The 16031-nt window shown below is 62.0% G+C and carries 14 protein-coding genes and 2 tRNA genes; 8 read left to right on the forward strand and 8 right to left on the reverse strand.

Features of this window, described 5'->3' with window-relative positions; translation table 11 throughout:
- Positions 1 to 20 precede the first annotated feature (20 nt).
- Together MPZ60_RS19745 and MPZ60_RS19750 are read left to right on the forward strand one after the other, a co-directional pair.
- Positions 21 to 1286 carry an SPOR domain-containing protein gene (locus MPZ60_RS19745; RefSeq protein WP_034358131.1) on the forward strand — a complete coding sequence of 422 codons (1266 nt, stop codon included), beginning with the start codon at positions 21 to 23 and terminating at the stop codon, positions 1284 to 1286.
- A gap of 156 nt (positions 1287 to 1442) precedes the next feature.
- The gene (locus tag MPZ60_RS19750; protein WP_242607090.1) at positions 1443 to 1790 is read left to right on the forward strand and encodes an I78 family peptidase inhibitor; all 348 of its coding nucleotides are present in this window, start codon (positions 1443 to 1445) and stop codon (positions 1788 to 1790) included.
- A 15-nt stretch (positions 1791 to 1805) separates the two neighbouring features.
- On the opposite strand, the gene hemW is transcribed toward MPZ60_RS19750, so the two are convergent.
- The 4 genes from hemW to MPZ60_RS19770 form a co-directional block, all read right to left on the reverse strand.
- Positions 1806 to 3035, reverse strand: a complete 1230-nt coding sequence (gene hemW, locus MPZ60_RS19755; protein WP_012839580.1) for a radical SAM family heme chaperone HemW — start codon at positions 3033 to 3035, stop codon at positions 1806 to 1808.
- Positions 3036 to 3211: 176 nt separating this feature from the next.
- Entirely contained in the window at positions 3212 to 3811 is a 600-nt protein-coding gene (locus tag MPZ60_RS19760) for a non-canonical purine NTP pyrophosphatase (RefSeq protein ID WP_034358136.1), read from the reverse strand.
- 93 nt (positions 3812 to 3904) lie between these two features.
- Positions 3905 to 4810, reverse strand: coding sequence for a PP2C family serine/threonine-protein phosphatase (locus MPZ60_RS19765; protein WP_012839581.1), 906 nt, complete (start codon positions 4808 to 4810; stop codon positions 3905 to 3907).
- A complete protein-coding gene (locus MPZ60_RS19770; RefSeq protein WP_034358139.1) occupies positions 4807 to 5838 on the reverse strand; it encodes a serine/threonine-protein kinase in 1032 nt (343 codons plus the stop codon). Before MPZ60_RS19770 ends, MPZ60_RS19765 begins: the two co-directional genes overlap by 4 nt.
- Before the next feature lie 89 nt (positions 5839 to 5927).
- Here MPZ60_RS19770 and MPZ60_RS19775 point away from each other — a divergent pair, with 89 nt between their 5' ends.
- From MPZ60_RS19775 to MPZ60_RS19795, 5 genes are all read left to right on the forward strand, one after another.
- The gene (locus tag MPZ60_RS19775; protein WP_034358141.1) at positions 5928 to 6821 is read left to right on the forward strand and encodes a YicC/YloC family endoribonuclease; all 894 of its coding nucleotides are present in this window, start codon (positions 5928 to 5930) and stop codon (positions 6819 to 6821) included.
- A 61-nt stretch (positions 6822 to 6882) separates the two neighbouring features.
- Positions 6883 to 7512 (forward strand): guanylate kinase, encoded by a 630-nt coding sequence (gmk, locus tag MPZ60_RS19780; protein WP_003062692.1) that lies wholly within the window; start codon positions 6883 to 6885, stop codon positions 7510 to 7512.
- An 18-nt stretch (positions 7513 to 7530) separates the two neighbouring features.
- Positions 7531 to 7734, forward strand: a complete 204-nt coding sequence (rpoZ, locus tag MPZ60_RS19785; protein ID WP_003052081.1) for a DNA-directed RNA polymerase subunit omega — start codon at positions 7531 to 7533, stop codon at positions 7732 to 7734.
- A 104-nt stretch (positions 7735 to 7838) separates the two neighbouring features.
- A complete protein-coding gene (locus MPZ60_RS19790) occupies positions 7839 to 10094 on the forward strand; it encodes a bifunctional (p)ppGpp synthetase/guanosine-3',5'-bis(diphosphate) 3'-pyrophosphohydrolase (RefSeq protein ID WP_034358144.1) in 2256 nt (751 codons plus the stop codon).
- A 120-nt stretch (positions 10095 to 10214) separates the two neighbouring features.
- Positions 10215 to 11549: a lytic murein transglycosylase gene (locus MPZ60_RS19795; protein ID WP_034358146.1), complete on the forward strand. Its 1335-nt coding sequence runs from the start codon at positions 10215 to 10217 to the stop codon at positions 11547 to 11549.
- Between the two features lie 132 nt (positions 11550 to 11681).
- On the opposite strand, the gene greB is transcribed toward MPZ60_RS19795, so the two are convergent.
- The 3 genes from greB to MPZ60_RS19810 all read right to left on the reverse strand — a co-directional run bounded on the left by greB (position 11682) and on the right by MPZ60_RS19810 (position 12650).
- The gene (gene greB, locus MPZ60_RS19800) at positions 11682 to 12248 is read right to left on the reverse strand and encodes a transcription elongation factor GreB (RefSeq protein ID WP_003052072.1); all 567 of its coding nucleotides are present in this window, start codon (positions 12246 to 12248) and stop codon (positions 11682 to 11684) included.
- 101 nt (positions 12249 to 12349) lie between these two features.
- A tRNA-Arg gene (locus MPZ60_RS19805) sits at positions 12350 to 12426 on the reverse strand.
- 147 nt (positions 12427 to 12573) lie between these two features.
- A tRNA-Arg gene (locus tag MPZ60_RS19810) sits at positions 12574 to 12650 on the reverse strand.
- A gap of 276 nt (positions 12651 to 12926) precedes the next feature.
- Here MPZ60_RS19810 and MPZ60_RS19815 point away from each other — a divergent pair.
- Positions 12927 to 14450: a PLP-dependent aminotransferase family protein gene (locus MPZ60_RS19815; protein ID WP_034355619.1), complete on the forward strand. Its 1524-nt coding sequence runs from the start codon at positions 12927 to 12929 to the stop codon at positions 14448 to 14450.
- A gap of 52 nt (positions 14451 to 14502) precedes the next feature.
- Here MPZ60_RS19815 and MPZ60_RS19820 read toward each other — a convergent pair whose 3' ends face one another.
- Positions 14503 to 15939 carry an amino acid permease gene (locus tag MPZ60_RS19820; RefSeq protein ID WP_034355621.1) on the reverse strand — a complete coding sequence of 479 codons (1437 nt, stop codon included), beginning with the start codon at positions 15937 to 15939 and terminating at the stop codon, positions 14503 to 14505.
- Between the last annotated feature and the right edge of the window lie 92 nt (positions 15940 to 16031).

Raw genomic sequence — 16031 nt, forward strand, 5'->3', positions numbered from 1 at the left:
GCCATGACACAATTGCAGCCATGCCTTCCGCTTCGGACACCCCCACCCCTGCGCTCGCCCCTGCTGGCCGAAACCAGCGCCAGGAGCCCGTGCTGAACCAGCCTGCGCGCTCGGATGCCAGCCCCCTGCCTGCCTCCATTGCAGGAGCCTTTGCAGCCGCGGCCTATTCCATGCAGCACAGTCTGCAACACGAGGCCGGGCAGACCGCTGCACCCGAAGAGGAGGACAGCGGCCTGCTGCCCCAGCTCTATGCCAGCCGCCTGAGCCCACGTTCACGCGACTTTTACCTGGCCCAGTTCAAGCGCTTCGATGCCCTGGACCGCAGCCTGCCCAGCTGGAATATGGCGGCAGCCTTCCTGACCCTGGCCTGGTGCAGCCTGCACGGTCTATGGCGCGAGGCTGGCAAATACCTCGCAGCCGTCACGGCAACCGCGCTGATCTGGTGGTTTGGCCTGCGCCCGGCTCTGCCCGAGGCCATGGCTCTGGGCCTGGGCATTGCACTTTGGCTGGTGGCTGTGGCCGTTCCCGGCCTGCTGGGCAATGGCTGGTACTGGCGCAAGATCAGGGCCCAGACGCTGCAGGCGATTACGGACGCGCCCAATATGGCCGTCGCCCATGCCGCCTTGCAGGCGCAGGTCGGCTCTCCCCGCAACAGAACCGCAGCCATGCTGGTGCTGGCCCTGCCTGTGGCAGCGGCCGCAGGCGCGGGCCTGGCCTTGCTGCCCGCCGATGGCCCGGCACCGACCAAGAGCGCAGCGCCTGCAGCCACCGCCGTGGCCAATCGTCCAGCTGCCAGCCCGGACCTGGCAAAGCCCGCCCCCGAGGAGCCAGACAACCGCCCGGCAGAGCCAGCGCCTACGACCGCCACCGAGACAGACACACGCGCAGAGCAAGCTGCGCCTGACGCAGCTGCCTCAGTGCCAAGCAAAGCGGCGGTCAAGGCCGAGCTGAGCGAAAAGCCGACAGCCAGGCCGGCGACAGATACAAAGGAACAAGCTGCCCCCTCGACACCCCATGCCGGCTCGGACCTGGTTCCTGGCAAGTTCTATCTGAATCTGGGCGTCTATTCCGAGGCCGGCAATGCCGACAAGGTGCTGGCGCAGCTGCAAAAGTCCAGACTGCCCGCGCTGACGCAGAAGATGGCCAGCAACAAGGGGGAAGTCACCCGAGTACGCAGCGGCCCCTTCGAGAGCCGAAAGCGCGCTGAAAAGGCTGCACGCAAGCTGCAGGCCGCGAATATCGATGCCGGCATCTTTCAAAGTGCAGAAGGAGCCCACAAGCCATAGACTCCGGCGCTGAAGATTCACAGTCAAAATGCCACCATTCCCTTGATGGAATTGCGCATGAAGCTATCAAATTTTCGCATTGCTTTGTTGCACCCGCTTGCACATCAAGGCTTGGTCTGGCATGCGCGAGCACCTGGGGGCGCTATGGTGTGGGGCATGAAGCATCGAACACCCACTCTGCATATTTCCACCCGCACTTTGCTCGGCATGGCTGCTGCCAGCATGGCTTTGCTGATGGCAGGCTGCGCCAGCAACGGCATGGTCGCAGGCGGCAAGACCGCCCCGCCTGCGCGTCAGCTGCAGGTATGCCACGCGGAGCCGGTACAGATCTATATCGGCCACAACACCGTGGCATCGACGCTGGAAACCATCCGCCAGAAATCCGGCTCGTACTTGCTGCGCGTGCTGCGCGAAGGTCAGCCCGCCACCATGGATTACAACCAGGAGCGCCTGAACGTCATCACCAATGACGCGGGCAAGATCACGGCGCTGCGCTGCGGCTGAATTTCCTTGCCGGACCTACAGGAACATTTCCTGCAGGTCGCTGAGGAAGTCAAAGCCGCGTTCGGTGGGCACCACGCGGCCCAGATCGCGGCTGATCAGGCCCTTGGCCTGGGCCTGATCGAGCCCCTTGGCAATGGCCGACATGGGCAGGCCCGTGCGCTCCATGAACTCCTGCAAGGCAAAGCCGCCACGCAGGCGCAGCGCGTTGAGCATGTATTCGAACGGCAGATCGGCGCGCTTGACCTCGTTGTCCTGTGCCAGCGGCGTGCCGGCCAGTGCCATGTCCATATAGCGGGCCGGATCGCGGAAACGCACCTGACGCACGATGCGGTGGGCAAAGCTCAGCTTGCTGTGCGCACCGGCGCCAATGCCCAGATAGTCGCCGAACTGCCAGTAGTTGCTGTTGTGAAAGCACTGATGGCCGTCCTTGGCATAGGCCGAGACCTCATAGCGCTGCATGCCCGCGGCCCTGGTGCTGGCCGTGATCAGGTCCAGCATCTCATAGGCCGTATCGTCCTCCGGCACCACGGGCGGATATTTGGCGAAATAAGTGTTGGGCTCGATGGTCAGGTGATAAATCGACAGATGTGGCGGTGCAAACGACAGTGCCGTGTCCACATCGCGCTGCAGATCGACCATGCTCTGGCCGGGCAACGCATACATCAGGTCGATATTGAAGGTCTCGAAATTGTCCGCCGCCTCGCGCACCGCAGCCTGGGCCTGCGCCGCATCATGCACACGGCCGACAGCCTGCAGATAGCGGTCGTCAAAGCTCTGCACCCCGATTGACAGGCGGTTCACGCCAGCCGCACGGAAGGCCTTGAAACGGTCCTTCTCGAAGGTGCCGGGGTTGGCTTCCATGGTGATTTCGCAATCGGGCTCCATGCGCAGACGCGCGCGCAGACCGGCAATCAGCTTGTCCATGGATTCGGGAGAAAACAGGCTGGGCGTTCCGCCGCCCATGAAGACGCTGTGCACCGTGCGCCCCCAGATCAGCGGCAGCGCAGACTCCAGATCAGCCATCAAAGCATCGATGTAGCGATCCTCGGGCAGCGCATCTCCCTTGGCCCAGGCATGGGAGTTGAAGTCGCAATACGGGCATTTCTTGAGACACCAGGGCAGGTGCACATACAGCGACAGCGGCGGCAGGCTGCCCAGCTGCAGCGTACCGGGCCGCATGTAGTGCTGAATATCGCGCTGCACCGCCGCTTCGGCGGTCTCTGTTTGATGCTGAATGGGAATCATGGGAAATATGCTTTTCTAGCGCAAACAAAACCGACGCCGCTAAAACTAGCACACCCCAACCATGGGACAGCAAGCAAGGGCCTAGGCGGCCCCGCCGCCCCGCAGCGAGGCCGTCGTCCCCATCCCGCGAAGCGAGAGAGGGGGAAGGCGCAAAGCGCCTCAGGGGGAACCGCTGGTTATAACCAGCGCTCTTTCACCAACTCGATCATGGTGCGCGAAGAACGACCGCGATGGCTGTGCGCATGCTTGAGCTCGGGCTCCATCTCGGCAAAGGTCAGGCCCAGCTCGGGAATAAGCAGTACCGGGTCAAAGCCGAAGCCATTGCTGCCACGGCGCTCGGTCGTGAGCAGAGCCTGCACGCGTCCTACGGCAATCAGCGGCTCGGGGTCCTTGGGCGAGCGCACGCCCACCAGGGTGCTGACCATGGCGGCACGGCGGTTGGTCACACCCTGCATCTGCTCGAGCAGCGCGCGCACATTGTTGTCGTCGCTTTTCTCGTAGCCGAACTGGGTGCAATAGTAGGCCGTGTCCACACCGGGCAGACCGCCAAAATGATCCACACACATGCCGGCATCATCGGCAATGGCGGGCAAGCCGGTCTTCTCGGCCGCAAAGCGCGCCTTGGACAGCGCATTCTCTACAAAGGTGCCATAGGGCTCGGGAGCCTCTCCCTCGAACAGATCGCCCTGACGAATCAGCTCCACGCCCAGCGGGGCAAACATGGCTTGCAACTCGGCGAGCTTTCCGCGGTTGTTGGATGCCAGCACAATTTTCATAATAAAAATCCATGGAAGCGCTTATGACGCTTACGCAATCAGCTATTGATTCAGTAGTTTCAAGCCAGCGCCTATTGCAGCGTGCAACCGTGTTCAGGTCTTGGCTTTCTGGCGCTGTGCCGAACGGCGTATGGCCTCGTTGATTTCGGCAATCGATCGCTCGATGGCCTCGTCGTCGAGCTCATCCTCGCAGTCTTCGATCGGCCCCACCTGTATCGTGGACTCGAAGCCCTGATCCTCGATCTCCTGTGTGGAGATGGAAGACGGCTCGAAATTATTCGGTGTTTCCCATACCAGTGCCAGCACGGTGACATTGTCACTGCCGTCCCCGGCTCGCTTGAGCGCCGTATCGACCAGCATGGGCACAAAGTGGGCCACGGCCTTGCCGTTCATGATCTGGAGAATTTCCGGCGTCGGCACCGCCCCCCAGAGGCCATCGGAGCACAGCATCAGCTGATCGCCCTCCTCAAGCCGCCTTGTCTCGCTCACATCGAAGATGGGCTTGGAAGGCGAGCCCAGGCAGGTGAACAGCACATTGCGGTTGGCAGGCGCCAGCGCACCGGAGACCTTGCGCATCTCGCTGTACGAATGATCACGTGTTCGCTCCACGAGCTGCCCGTCGCGCACCCAGTACAGACGCGAGTCGCCGCAGTGTATCCAGGTCACCTTGCCGTCCTGCAGCACGGCCGCCACCAGCGTGGTGCGCGGCGTGTCCATCATGCCCTTGGTGCTGGCATAACGCAGGATCTGGCGATGGGCCTGCAGCAGCGCCTCTTCCAGAAACAGGGCAGGCTCTTCCAGCATGGGCTTGGCCTTTTGCTGAAAAAGCGTGGAAACCACCTGCAATGCTATCTGTGCGGCCACTTCGCCGTCCGGATGCCCGCCCATGCCGTCCGCCAGCACGAACAACGCCGCCTCTCGCGTGTAGCAGTAGCCCATGCGGTCTTCGTTGAGGGCACGGCCTCCGCGGCGGCTGAGCTGGAAGACGGAAAATTTCATGGTTTGCGATTGCTGTCGGTCACCGCTCCACGTTCGGAGCCGCCGAGTTTCTGAAGATTCTTCCTGGCGTCATGCACCATGTTGTCAAACTGCATGCGCATGCGTTCCTGCATGCTGAGCTTGGTATAGCGACGCTCGCCTTCGCGGCTCAGCTCCTTTTGCAGGGCAAACACCGACTGCGGGCGCGAGAGCGGATCCATGGCCATGCACCACTCCACCACCTCGATCAGATTGTCCGAATACACGCCGCGCAGCTTGTTCAAGGCAAGGGCCAGCCGGTCCTTGTCCTGACGCTGCGGAGCTTCATTGGGCGGTATGCCCTGCATGCAGGCATAGATGCAGGCGCCAATGGCGTAAATATCGGTCCAGGGACCCAGCTGGGAATCGCGCCGGTACATCTCAGGGGCAGCAAAGCCCGGCGTGTACATGGGACGAATGAAGTTGCCCTCCTTGGACAGCACTTCACGCGCCGCGCCGAAATCGATCAGCACGGCCTTGTCGTCATTGGTGATGAAGATATTGGCGGGCTTGATGTCCAGATGCAGCATCTTGTGCTGATGCACGATGCGCAGGCCGCGCAGCACCTCGTCAAACAGAGAGCGGATGGTCGACTCCCTGAACACCTTGTCGGCCTTGAGCTCGCGCGCCGTGACGATGAACTCCTGCAGGGTCGCCCCTTCCAGGTAGTTCATCACCATGTAGACGGTTTCGTTTTCGCGAAAGAAATTCAGCACGCTCACCACGGAGGCGTGGGAAATCTGCGCCAGCGAGCGCCCTTCCTCGAAAAAGCTCTTGAGCCCGAGGCGATAGAGGGACAACTTTTCTGGCGCCACCATGGGCTGCAGTTCGGCAGGCGCCCGAGTGGCAAGCGAAGCCGGCAGGTACTCCTTGATCGCTACTTGCTGGCCATCGGCGTCCAGAGCCAGGTAGACAATCCCGAACCCCCCCGAGGAAATCCTGCGCACCACCCGGTATCCACCTATTGTGCTGCCCGACGGTAGGGGCGCTGGCTTGGTTTTTGTAGACATTTTTTACCGGTAAACCTCAAGGATGATACGAAACCCGGATAATCGGGAAATTGCAAGCATCCATCAAAAGTCCAATGCCAGTTTACAGCATGACCGGATACGCCAGTGCCCAGCACAGCGCATCCGTTGAGGGTGGTCAAGAGTCCCAGTCCAACAGCCGTCTGGGCCTTGAGATCCGCGCGGTCAATAGCCGCTTTCTGGATTTGTCCTTCCGCCTTCCCGACGAACTGCGCGCCCTTGAACCGGCCCTGCGCACCTTGCTCACCGCGCGCCTCAAGCGCGGCAAGGTGGAAGTACGAGCCGCCATCGACGTCTCCAGCAACCAATCCCTGCCCATTCCCTCAGCCACCCAGCTGCAACGCCTGGTGACCCTGCAGGACTCGGTTCAGGCCTGGCTGCCCAAGGCACGCGACCTGTCCGTGGCCGATGTGCTGCGCCTGTGCAGCGGCACCGCCACCGCCACCACGGACTGGAGCGAGATCGCTCCGGCCCTGGCCGAACAGGCCATCACCGAGCTGCTCGCGGCTCGCGCCCGCGAGGGCGAGCGCCTGGCCGACATGCTGCTCGACCGCATCAAGCAACTGCGCGAGCTGGCCAAGACGGCCGCGCCGCTGGTGCCGCAGTTGGTGGAGCAGCAGCGCCAGAAATTCCTGGAGCGCTGGAAGGAGGCCATGGCCCTGGGCGAAGGCTCGGTTGCCCCCGAGGCCGCCCAGGACCGCGCCCTGGCCGAAGCCACGGCCTTTGCCATCCGCATCGACGTGGCTGAAGAAGTCACGCGCCTGGGCTCTCACCTCGACGAAATCGAGCGCCTGCTCAAAAAGGGTGGCGACATCGGCAAGCGTCTGGACTTCCTGATCCAGGAGTTGCACCGTGAAGCCAACACCCTCGGCTCCAAATCAGCCACGCTGGAGCTGACCCGCATCAGCGTCGACATGAAGGTGCTGATCGAGCAAATGCGCGAACAAGTGCAGAACATCGAGTAAGCAAGCCCTGGGCGTACCTACCCCGTACGCTCGATTCATGCCCAAAGTCATGCCCAAAGTCATGGACCATCCCGGAAATCTATTTGTCGTGTCGGCACCCAGCGGTGCCGGCAAATCCTCTCTGGTACGCGCCCTGCGTGAATTCGACGCACGCGTCTACCCCTCCGTCTCTCACACCACGCGCGCGCCGCGCGGCCAGGAAAAGCATGGCCGTGAGTATTACTTCGTCTCGGACGCCGAATTCGACGCAATGGTCGCCAACAACGGCTTTGTGGAATGGGCCAATGTGCACAGCCGCCGCTACGGCACGGCCAAGAGGTCTCTGGAAGAGCGCATCCAAAGCGGCACCGACGTGCTCCTCGAAATCGACTACCAGGGCGCATTGCAGGTCAAACGGGCATTTCCCAATGCCGTGCTGATCTTCATCCTGCCGCCCAGCTGGGACGAGTTGCGGGCCCGCCTGGAAAACCGTGGCGAGGACGCTCCCGAAGTCATCGAGCTGCGCCTGAAGAACGCCGAAGAGGAAATGGCGCAGGTCGCAAAATTTGACTTCGTTATAATCAACGAACTGTTTGAGAGTGCGCTCTTTGATCTCAAGGCGATCATTCACGCGCAACGCCTCAAATATGCGGCCCAGCGGCGCCTTCGCGCCGACACCTTCGAGTCGCTCAATATCCCTGAATCCAACTGACCGTTCCCGGAGTTCCTGATGGCACGCATTACTGTTGAAGATAGCCTGGAGCAGATCCCCAACCGCTTCCAGCTCGTTTTGGCCGCGACTTATCGCGCCCGCATGCTCAATCAAGGCCATACCCCCAAGATTGAAACCAAGAACAAGGCCAGCGTCACTGCCCTGCGTGAGATCGCAGACGGCAAGGTAGGCCTGGAAATGCTGAAGAAGGTGCCGGGTTGAGCTGTTGCATCGCAGCACCAAAATAGACAATTAAGCACCGCTCGTCGGTGCTTTTTTGTGCCTATCAGCTTGCACTCCATACTTGCAGGCTACATTTAAGGAATATGACAGCGGCCCAGAACTCGACGATTGCTCCTTCCTCTACGGCACCGGCCAAGCCTCAGCGCATGCCCGCTGAACAGGCTGCACGTGTGTCGGCTGCTGCTTTTGAGGGCTTGATGGAGCATCTGGGCTATCTGGATGCCGACAGCGCCGAGCGCGTGCGCCAGGCGTATATCTACGCAGATCAAGCACATACCGATCAGTGGCGCAGCAGTGGAGACCCCTATATCACCCACCCCATCGCGGTCACGGGAATCTGCGCCAACTGGAAGCTCGATGCCCCTGCCTTGATGGCGGCCCTGCTGCATGACTCCATGGAGGATTGCGGCATCACCAAGCTGGACCTGAAGGAACGCTTTGGCGAGGATGTGGCCGAACTGGTGGACGGGCTGACCAAACTGGACAAGCTGCAGTTCAACACTCGCGAGGAAAACCAGGCCGAGTCCTTTCGCAAGATGCTGCTGGCCATGGCGCGCGATGTGCGCGTCATCCTGATCAAGCTGGCCGACCGCACCCACAATATGCGCACCATGAGCGACATGCCGCGCAGCAAGTGGGGCCGTATCTCGTCCGAAACGCTGGAGATCTACGCACCCATCGCTCACCGCCTGGGTCTGAACCAGACCTATCGCGAACTGCAGGACCTGTCGTTCAAGCATCTGCACCCCTGGCGCTATGCCACACTGGAAAAAGCCATCGGTCGCTCGCGTACACGCCGCCGGGACCTGGTCCATCGTGTGCAGGATGAAGTCAGCACCGCTTTTGCCACGCACAGCCTGTCGGTACGCCTGCTGGGCCGCGAGAGCACGCTGTATTCGCTGTACCAGCGCATGCAGAAGAACCAGCTGAGCTTTGCCAAGGTCACCGACATCTACGGCTTTCGCATCATCGTCCCCAAGACGCTGGACTGCTACACCGCCCTGGGCGTGCTGCACCAGAAATACAAGCCCATGCCGGGCCGCTTCAAGGACTACATCGCGATTGCCAAGAGCAATGGCTACCAGTCGCTGCACACCACGCTGGTCGGTCCCTCCAGCGTCAGCATCGAATTCCAGATTCGCACGGAAGAGATGAACATCGTGGCCGAGGCCGGCGTCGCGGCCCACTGGCTGTACAAGGCGCAGCAAGGTCATGACTCCGAGCATCTGTCCACCCAGTGGCTGCAGTCCCTGCTCGACATCCAGAACGAGACCCGCGACGCGGCGGAGTTCTGGGATCACGTCAAGGTCGATCTCTTCCCCGATGCCGTGTACGTGTTCACGCCCAAGAGCGAGATCATGGCCATGCCGCGCGGTGCCACGGTGGTGGACTTTGCCTACGCCATCCACAGCAAGATCGGGCATCGCACCACGGCAGCCAAGATCAATGACGAGGAAGTGCCGCTGCGCACCGAACTCAAGAGCGGCGATGTGGTGCAGATCATCACCTCCGAAACCTCCACGCCCAACCCGGCCTGGCTGAGTTTTGTGAAAACCGGACGCGCACGCTCCAAGATCCGCTCCTACCTCAAGAATGCGGCCCAGACCGAAGCAGGTCAGCTCGGAGAAACGCTGCTGGCCCAGGCTCTGCGTGCCGAAGGCATTGACAGCGTACCGTCTCAGGACGATGCCAACAAGAACGTCTGGGACGAGATTTTGCGTATCACGGGCAACCGCACGCCCGCAGACCTCATGGTCGATATCGGCATGGGCCGCCGCATTGCCTCGCTGGTGGCGGCGCGCATGACCGCCTTCATGACCAAGCAGGGGGTGCGCCCGGATGCCCTGCTCATCACGCAGGAGCGCTTCAATACGCACAACCGCCCCTTCCAGGGTGCGGTCACGCTCAACGGCGACGAGAGCAGTTCGGTCTATTACTCGCACTGCTGCCGCCCCGTGCCTGGCGACCCGATTCTGGGCTACCTGGGCGGTCAGGGCCTGGTCGTGCACCACGCCCATTGCAACAATGCCATCAAGCTGCGTGAAAAGGATGCCGACCGTTTCATCACCGTGGACTGGTCCGACGACATCACGCGCCTGTTCGAGGCGGGAATCGTGGTTACGGTGCAAAACAACAAGGGCGTGCTGGCCCGTGTGGCGGCAGAGCTATCGAACGCCGAAGCCGATATCGTGCGCGTCGAGATGACCGACGAAGCGGCGATCGGCACCACGGATCTGCGCTTCGTCATCTCCGTGCAGAACAGCGTGCAGCTGGAGAATGCGCTGCGCAATCTGCGCCGCCTGCACTCGGTCATTCGCGCCAGCCGCGTCATGGCCTGACCTCTTCCTTCCTGCACAAGGCCGCCTCGGGCGGCCTTTTTCATGGGCGAAAGATTTTGTTGCATTCTGCGGGCGCTATCCCGCCATGCAACAGCCCCCAGGCCACGGCAGCAAGCGACAATGGCATTCATGCTCCAAACCGCACCTTCGCTTCTGAATGTCCGTCAGCCGTTGCTGATCACCGCCATCGCAGCAGCCCTGCTCGCAGGCTGCGCCACCCGGTCCGAGCCTCCTGCAGCGGCGGTGTCCGAACCGGCACAGCCTGCCAAAACAGAGCAAGGCACTGACGAAGCAGCGATGGAAAGTCCCATACAGGCCAGCAACTTCGCACACTGGAAGCAGGAATTCGCCCCACGCGCACGCGCGGCAGGCATTTCGGAGCGCACACTGCGCAGCGCATTGGCCGGTGCCAGACTCCAGCCCAGCATCGTCAGGCTCGACCGCTCCCAGCCCGAGTTCACGCGCACACCCTGGCAATACCTGGATAGCGCGGTCTCCGCACAGCGCATCAGGACCGGCAAGCTCAAGATGCAGGAACACGGCGCCAGCCTGCAGGCGGCCAGCCAGCGCTATGGCGTGCCGGCGCCGGTGATTGCCGCCATCTGGGGCATGGAAAGCAATTACGGCAGCAACTTCGGCAGCTTCTCGGCCGTGGATGCGCTGGCCACTCTCGCCTTCGACGGCCGCCGTGCCGAATGGGCGCAGAAGGAGCTCATTGCCGCGCTGCGCATCATCGACAACGGCGACATCGACGCCGCCCATATGATCAGCTCGTGGGCCGGCGCCATGGGCAACACCCAGTTTCTGCCCTCGGTCTTCCTGCAATATGCAGTCGATGCCGATGGAGACGGCCGCCGCGACATCTGGGGCTCCATGGCCGATGTGGCTGCCTCCACGGCCAACTATCTTGCAAGCTCGGGCTGGAACCCCGGCGAGCCCTGGGGCGTTGAAGTGCGCCTGCCAGCCAATTTCGATTACGCGCGCACCGAGCTTTCCACACGCCAGAACAGCAATGCCTGGGCTGCAGAAGGCGTGCAAAGCATGAACGCTCAGGCCTTGCCTGCGATAGCCGGAGCCAGCATCATTGCACCGGCCGGTGCCCGTGGTCCGGCCTTCATGGTGGGCAGCAACTTCCGCGCCATCCTGCGCTACAACAACTCCACCAACTATGCACTGGCCGTGAGCCTGCTCGCATCGCAGCTGGCAGGCAATGGCGGTGTCAGCGCCGAATGGCCGCGCGATCTCAGCGCACTCACGCGTGAGCAGACACGGGCGCTGCAGACCGCACTCAGCCAGCGCGGCTTTGCCACCGGAGCGGCCGACGGCGTGATGGGTCCGGCCACCCGGGCCGGGCTGCGCCAATACCAGCAAAGCGAGGGCCTGGTGGCAGACGGCTACCCCACGCTGGAGCTGCTGCAACGCCTGCAGGCTGGCAACCCATCTCAAAAACAATAGCTTTTAGCGCTTGACGATCAATGAATTCAATACCAAAACTATCTGAAATCATTGAACATCAAGCGAGTGAAGCTCACAAAATAAAAGCGCGGCTTCCGATGTGGAAGCCGCGCTTTTTTGCAGCTCGTGCACTCAGGAACGTGCTGCAGGCTGCGGATAGCTGACGTCCAGAATCTCCAGCATGCGCACACCGGCCGGCGTGGGCAAGGCCACCTCGTCGCCCACGCGCGCCTTGAGCAGTGCACGCGAAACCGGGGCAATCCAGCTGACCTGGTTCTGCGCGCTGTCCGCCTCGTCAATGCCCATGATGGTGATGGTGCGCTCCACGCCCTCGTCATCGACATAGCTGACCGTGGCGCCAAAGAAGACCTGGTCGCTGCCCGCATGCACGGCAGGGTCGACCACCTCAGCAATCTCCAGTCTCTTGGTGAGAAAGCGGATGCGGCGGTCGATCTCGCGCAGACGCTTTTTGCCGTAGAGATAGTCGCCGTTCTCGGAACGGTCGCCGTTGCTGGCCGCCCAGTGCACGATCTCCACGATCTTGGGGCGCTCGTTGTCGATCAGATCCAGCAGCTCGTCCTTGATGCGCTGGTAGCCCTGGGGCGTGATGTAGTTCTTGCCGCCGGCGGGCAATGGCGGCAGAGCGCCGACGTCATCATCGTCGTCGCCGTCCGATTCTTTGGTGAAAGCCTTGCTCATGAGGCCGATCTTCACACAGATCCGTGCTTGCCTTGACCAGCCTCTGTCAAAGCCCGGAAACGAAAAAGCCTCAGAACCTTGCAGTTCTGAGGCTTGTCGTTTGGTGCGGCTGGCAGGAATCGAACCCACGACCCCTTGGTTCGTAGCCAAGTACTCTATCCAGCTGAGCTACAGCCGCTAAGCCTCGAATTATATACAGATTCTGGAGCCGCTCGGTGAAAACCCGGATTTTTCTTCAAAGACATCCAGCACCGGCAATCCTGCCGCAACAGCCAAGGCAGAAACGAAAAAGCCTCAGAACTTTTCAGTTCTGAGGCTTGTCGTTTGGTGCGGCTGGCAGGAATCGAACCCACGACCCCTTGGTTCGTAGCCAAGTACTCTATCCAGCTGAGCTACAGCCGCTAAGCCTCAAATTATATACAGATTTTGGAGCCTGCAGAAAAGGTCTCCAGGAATTTCAGATCCCGCGCGCTGCTTCAGGCTTGCGACCACATGAAAAGCCTGATTCCAAGCACATGCATATGCGCTAATCTTGAGCGTTGAAACCGGTCCGCCAGCAAGCTGCTGGCGGCCTCTGCGATGCCGCGTTCATGGACCCCAAAGAGCCAGGCCCCGCGCGTCAGGGCAGCCGGTCGCTCCAGGCCGCCGCACGCTGCGGCAGTGCATTCAGAACCATCAATGACGACAGACAGACAACAGGCCTCGCCTTCGATTCCTCCATCCGTGGCCATGTGGGAGCAGCTGTTTCGCCGCAGCGCCAGGCCCTCTCTGAGCCTGCAGGGTCAGATTCGCGAAATGCTGGTCGATGCCATCCTGACCGGCATTCTCGCGCCCGGCGACGCTATCCCCTCAAGCCGGGAACTGGCCAAGCTGCTGGGCGTGGGCCGCATCACCGTGGTCATGGCCTACCAGCAACTGACCGAAGAGGCCTTCTTGCTGAGCCGCGAGAGAAAAGGCCATTTCATACACCCCGATGTGCTGCAGGGCCGCACGGCCGAGCGCACGCCGGGCAGCGGCAGGAGCACGGACGCCGAGGCGCACACGGACTGGTCGCGCCGCCTGTGGCTGCGCCCCAGCCTACAGCGCAGCATCGTGAAGGAAGACGACTGGCAGCGGTTCCCCTATCCGTTTCTCTACGGCCAGTTCGACAAGGAGCTGTTTCCCACGGCCGCCTGGCGCGAATGCTGCCTCAAGTCCCTGGGCGTGGTGGACATCCGCATGTGGGCGCCCGATCACATCACCCGCGACGACGACAGCCTCATCCAGCAGGTGCAGACCAAGATCCTGCCGCGCCGCGGCGTCTGGGCGTCACCCGACGAAATCATCATCACGGTCGGCGCCCAGCATGCGCTGTACATGGTGGCCGATTTGCTGATGCGCGAGGGCACCTCCATCGGCATCGAGAACCCCTGCTACCCCGATGCGCGCAATATCTTCAGCAGCCGCACCTCGCAGGTCATCCCCATTGGCGTGGATGGCGACGGACTGCCTATCGTCAATGCCATGCGCAAGCTCGAGTACCTCTACGTCACGCCCAGCCATCAGTGCCCCACGGGTGTCACCATGCCGCTGGAGCGGCGCGAAGCCTTGCTCGAGGCCGCACAGAAGCACGACCTCATCATCATCGAGGACGACTACGAAAGCGAAAGCAGCTTCGACGAACAACCCATCCCGGCACTCAAAAGCCTGGACCGCAACAACCGCGTGATCTATATCGGCAGCCTCTCCAAGAGCCTGGCACCCGGCCTTCGCGTGGGCTATATCGTGGCTCCGCCCGAGCTGATCAAGGAGCTGCGCGCCCTGCGCCGCCTGATGATCCGCCATCCTTCCACCTTCATCCAGCGCACATTGGCCATGTTCATCTCGCTGGGCCACTACGAGGCCCAGCTGCGCCGCCTCGGCCAGGCCCAGAAAGAGCGTCATGCCGAGCTGACGGCAGCCATGGCTCGCTACCTGCCCCAATGCCGCATCACGCCGGTACGCGGCGGCGGCTCATGCTGGGTGCAACTGCCCGACCATGTGCCCGCGCAGGCACTGGCACGCCAGGCCGCCGAGCATGGAGTGCTGATCGAGCCCGGCGATGTGTTCTTCACCTCCCCTCGCAGCACGGGCAACTTCATACGCCTGGGCTATCAGTCCATTCCCGCAGGACAAATCGCCCACGGCATCAAGGCCCTGGCAGAAGCCATGCACTGCATGTAGAGGTGCAAAACAAAAGCCCCGGACTCAGGGTCCGGGGCTTTTGTGGGTCTCATCAATTCTTGCGCAGCTTGGGCGGAGCCAGCTCGTCGAGCAGCCCCTCGTGACTGATTCCGCGCCGCAACGCCTGGCGCACGCGATAGGCAATCAGCAAGATGCACAGACTGGCCACACCCAGGGCCAGCGGCGTGCGCTGTTCGGGAATGAAGCCCATGGCCACCACGATGGACAGCATGCCCGCAATCGCCAGCCAGGTCAGATAAGGAAAGCACCACATGCGCACCTTGAGCAGATGCGGAGCCTCGTTCTCCAATCGATAGCGCAGGCGCAGCTGGGAAATCGCAATCAGGATGTATACGAAGATGGCCACGGTGCCATAGGAGTTCACGAGAAAGGCGAACACCTTGTCGGGAGACAGATAGGACATGACGATGGCACCGTAGCCGAACAAGGTGGCCACCAGAATCGCGTACACGGGCACGCCGTTGCGGCTGACCTGAGCCAGCACCTTGGGCGCATCGCCGCGTCGCGTCAGCGCAAACAGCATGCGCGAAGAGGCATAAAGCCCGGAGTTGAGCGCCGACAACACGGCGGTCAGCACCACGGCATTCATGATCTGGGCAGCGGCCGGCACGCCCATGGCATCGAGAGCGCTGACATAGGGCGTGGACATGCCGATGGAGTTCCATGGCACCAGGCAGGCCACCAGCAGCACCGATCCCACATAGAACACCAGCACGCGCAGGATGACCGAATTCGTGGCCTTGGCCACGGCCTTCTGGGGCTCGGCGGTTTCGGCGGCCGCAATCGTCACGATCTCCGCGCCGAAATAGAAGCCGGTCGCGGCCACGGCGCCCGTGAGCACCGGAACAATGCCGTTGGGCATGAAGCCGCCGTTCTGGCTCAGGTTGGCGACATGCATTCCGCTGCCTCCCGGTGTCAGGCCCAGCACATAGACACCGGCAATGAACAGAAACACCACGATGGCGGCCACCTTCACGGATGCCAGCCAGAACTCGCACTCGCCAAAGGATTTGACCGAGACCAGATTGGTCAGCGTCATCATGATCAGCAGGACCAGGCTGATGCTCCAGGCCGGCACGTCGGGCAGCCAGTAACGCACCAGCTCCGCCCCCGCCACCGCTTCGATCGCCACGACGATGACCCAGAAATACCAGTACATCCAGCCCGTGAGAAATCCCGCCAGCTGGCCCACGGCGGGCCGGTCGCGCCATGCTTCCCGGGCGTACTCGTAAAACGAGCCTCCCGTCATGGAGCAGGCCATCTCGCCCAGCATGCGCATGACCAGCACCACCAGCAGGCCGGTGATTAGAAAAGAGATGACGGCCGCCGGCCCGGCCGACTTGATGACCACGCCACTGCCGACGAAGAGCCCGGCACCGATGACACCGCCCAGGGCAATCATGGTCATGTGCCGCTGCTTGAGACTGTGCGACAGCCCGTCCGGCGACGAATGCGGATTTCCAATCATTTTTGTCTCCTGTCTTGCCGGCCTGGAAATGCCGGTCGCCACGGCTTTATGTATCTGGCTGTGCCTTGCTGCTCATGCAGGCCGTTGCCGTG

It is taken from the genome of Comamonas sp. 7D-2 (assembly GCF_022749555.1).
GTDB lineage: Bacteria > Pseudomonadota > Gammaproteobacteria > Burkholderiales > Burkholderiaceae_C > Comamonas > Comamonas thiooxydans.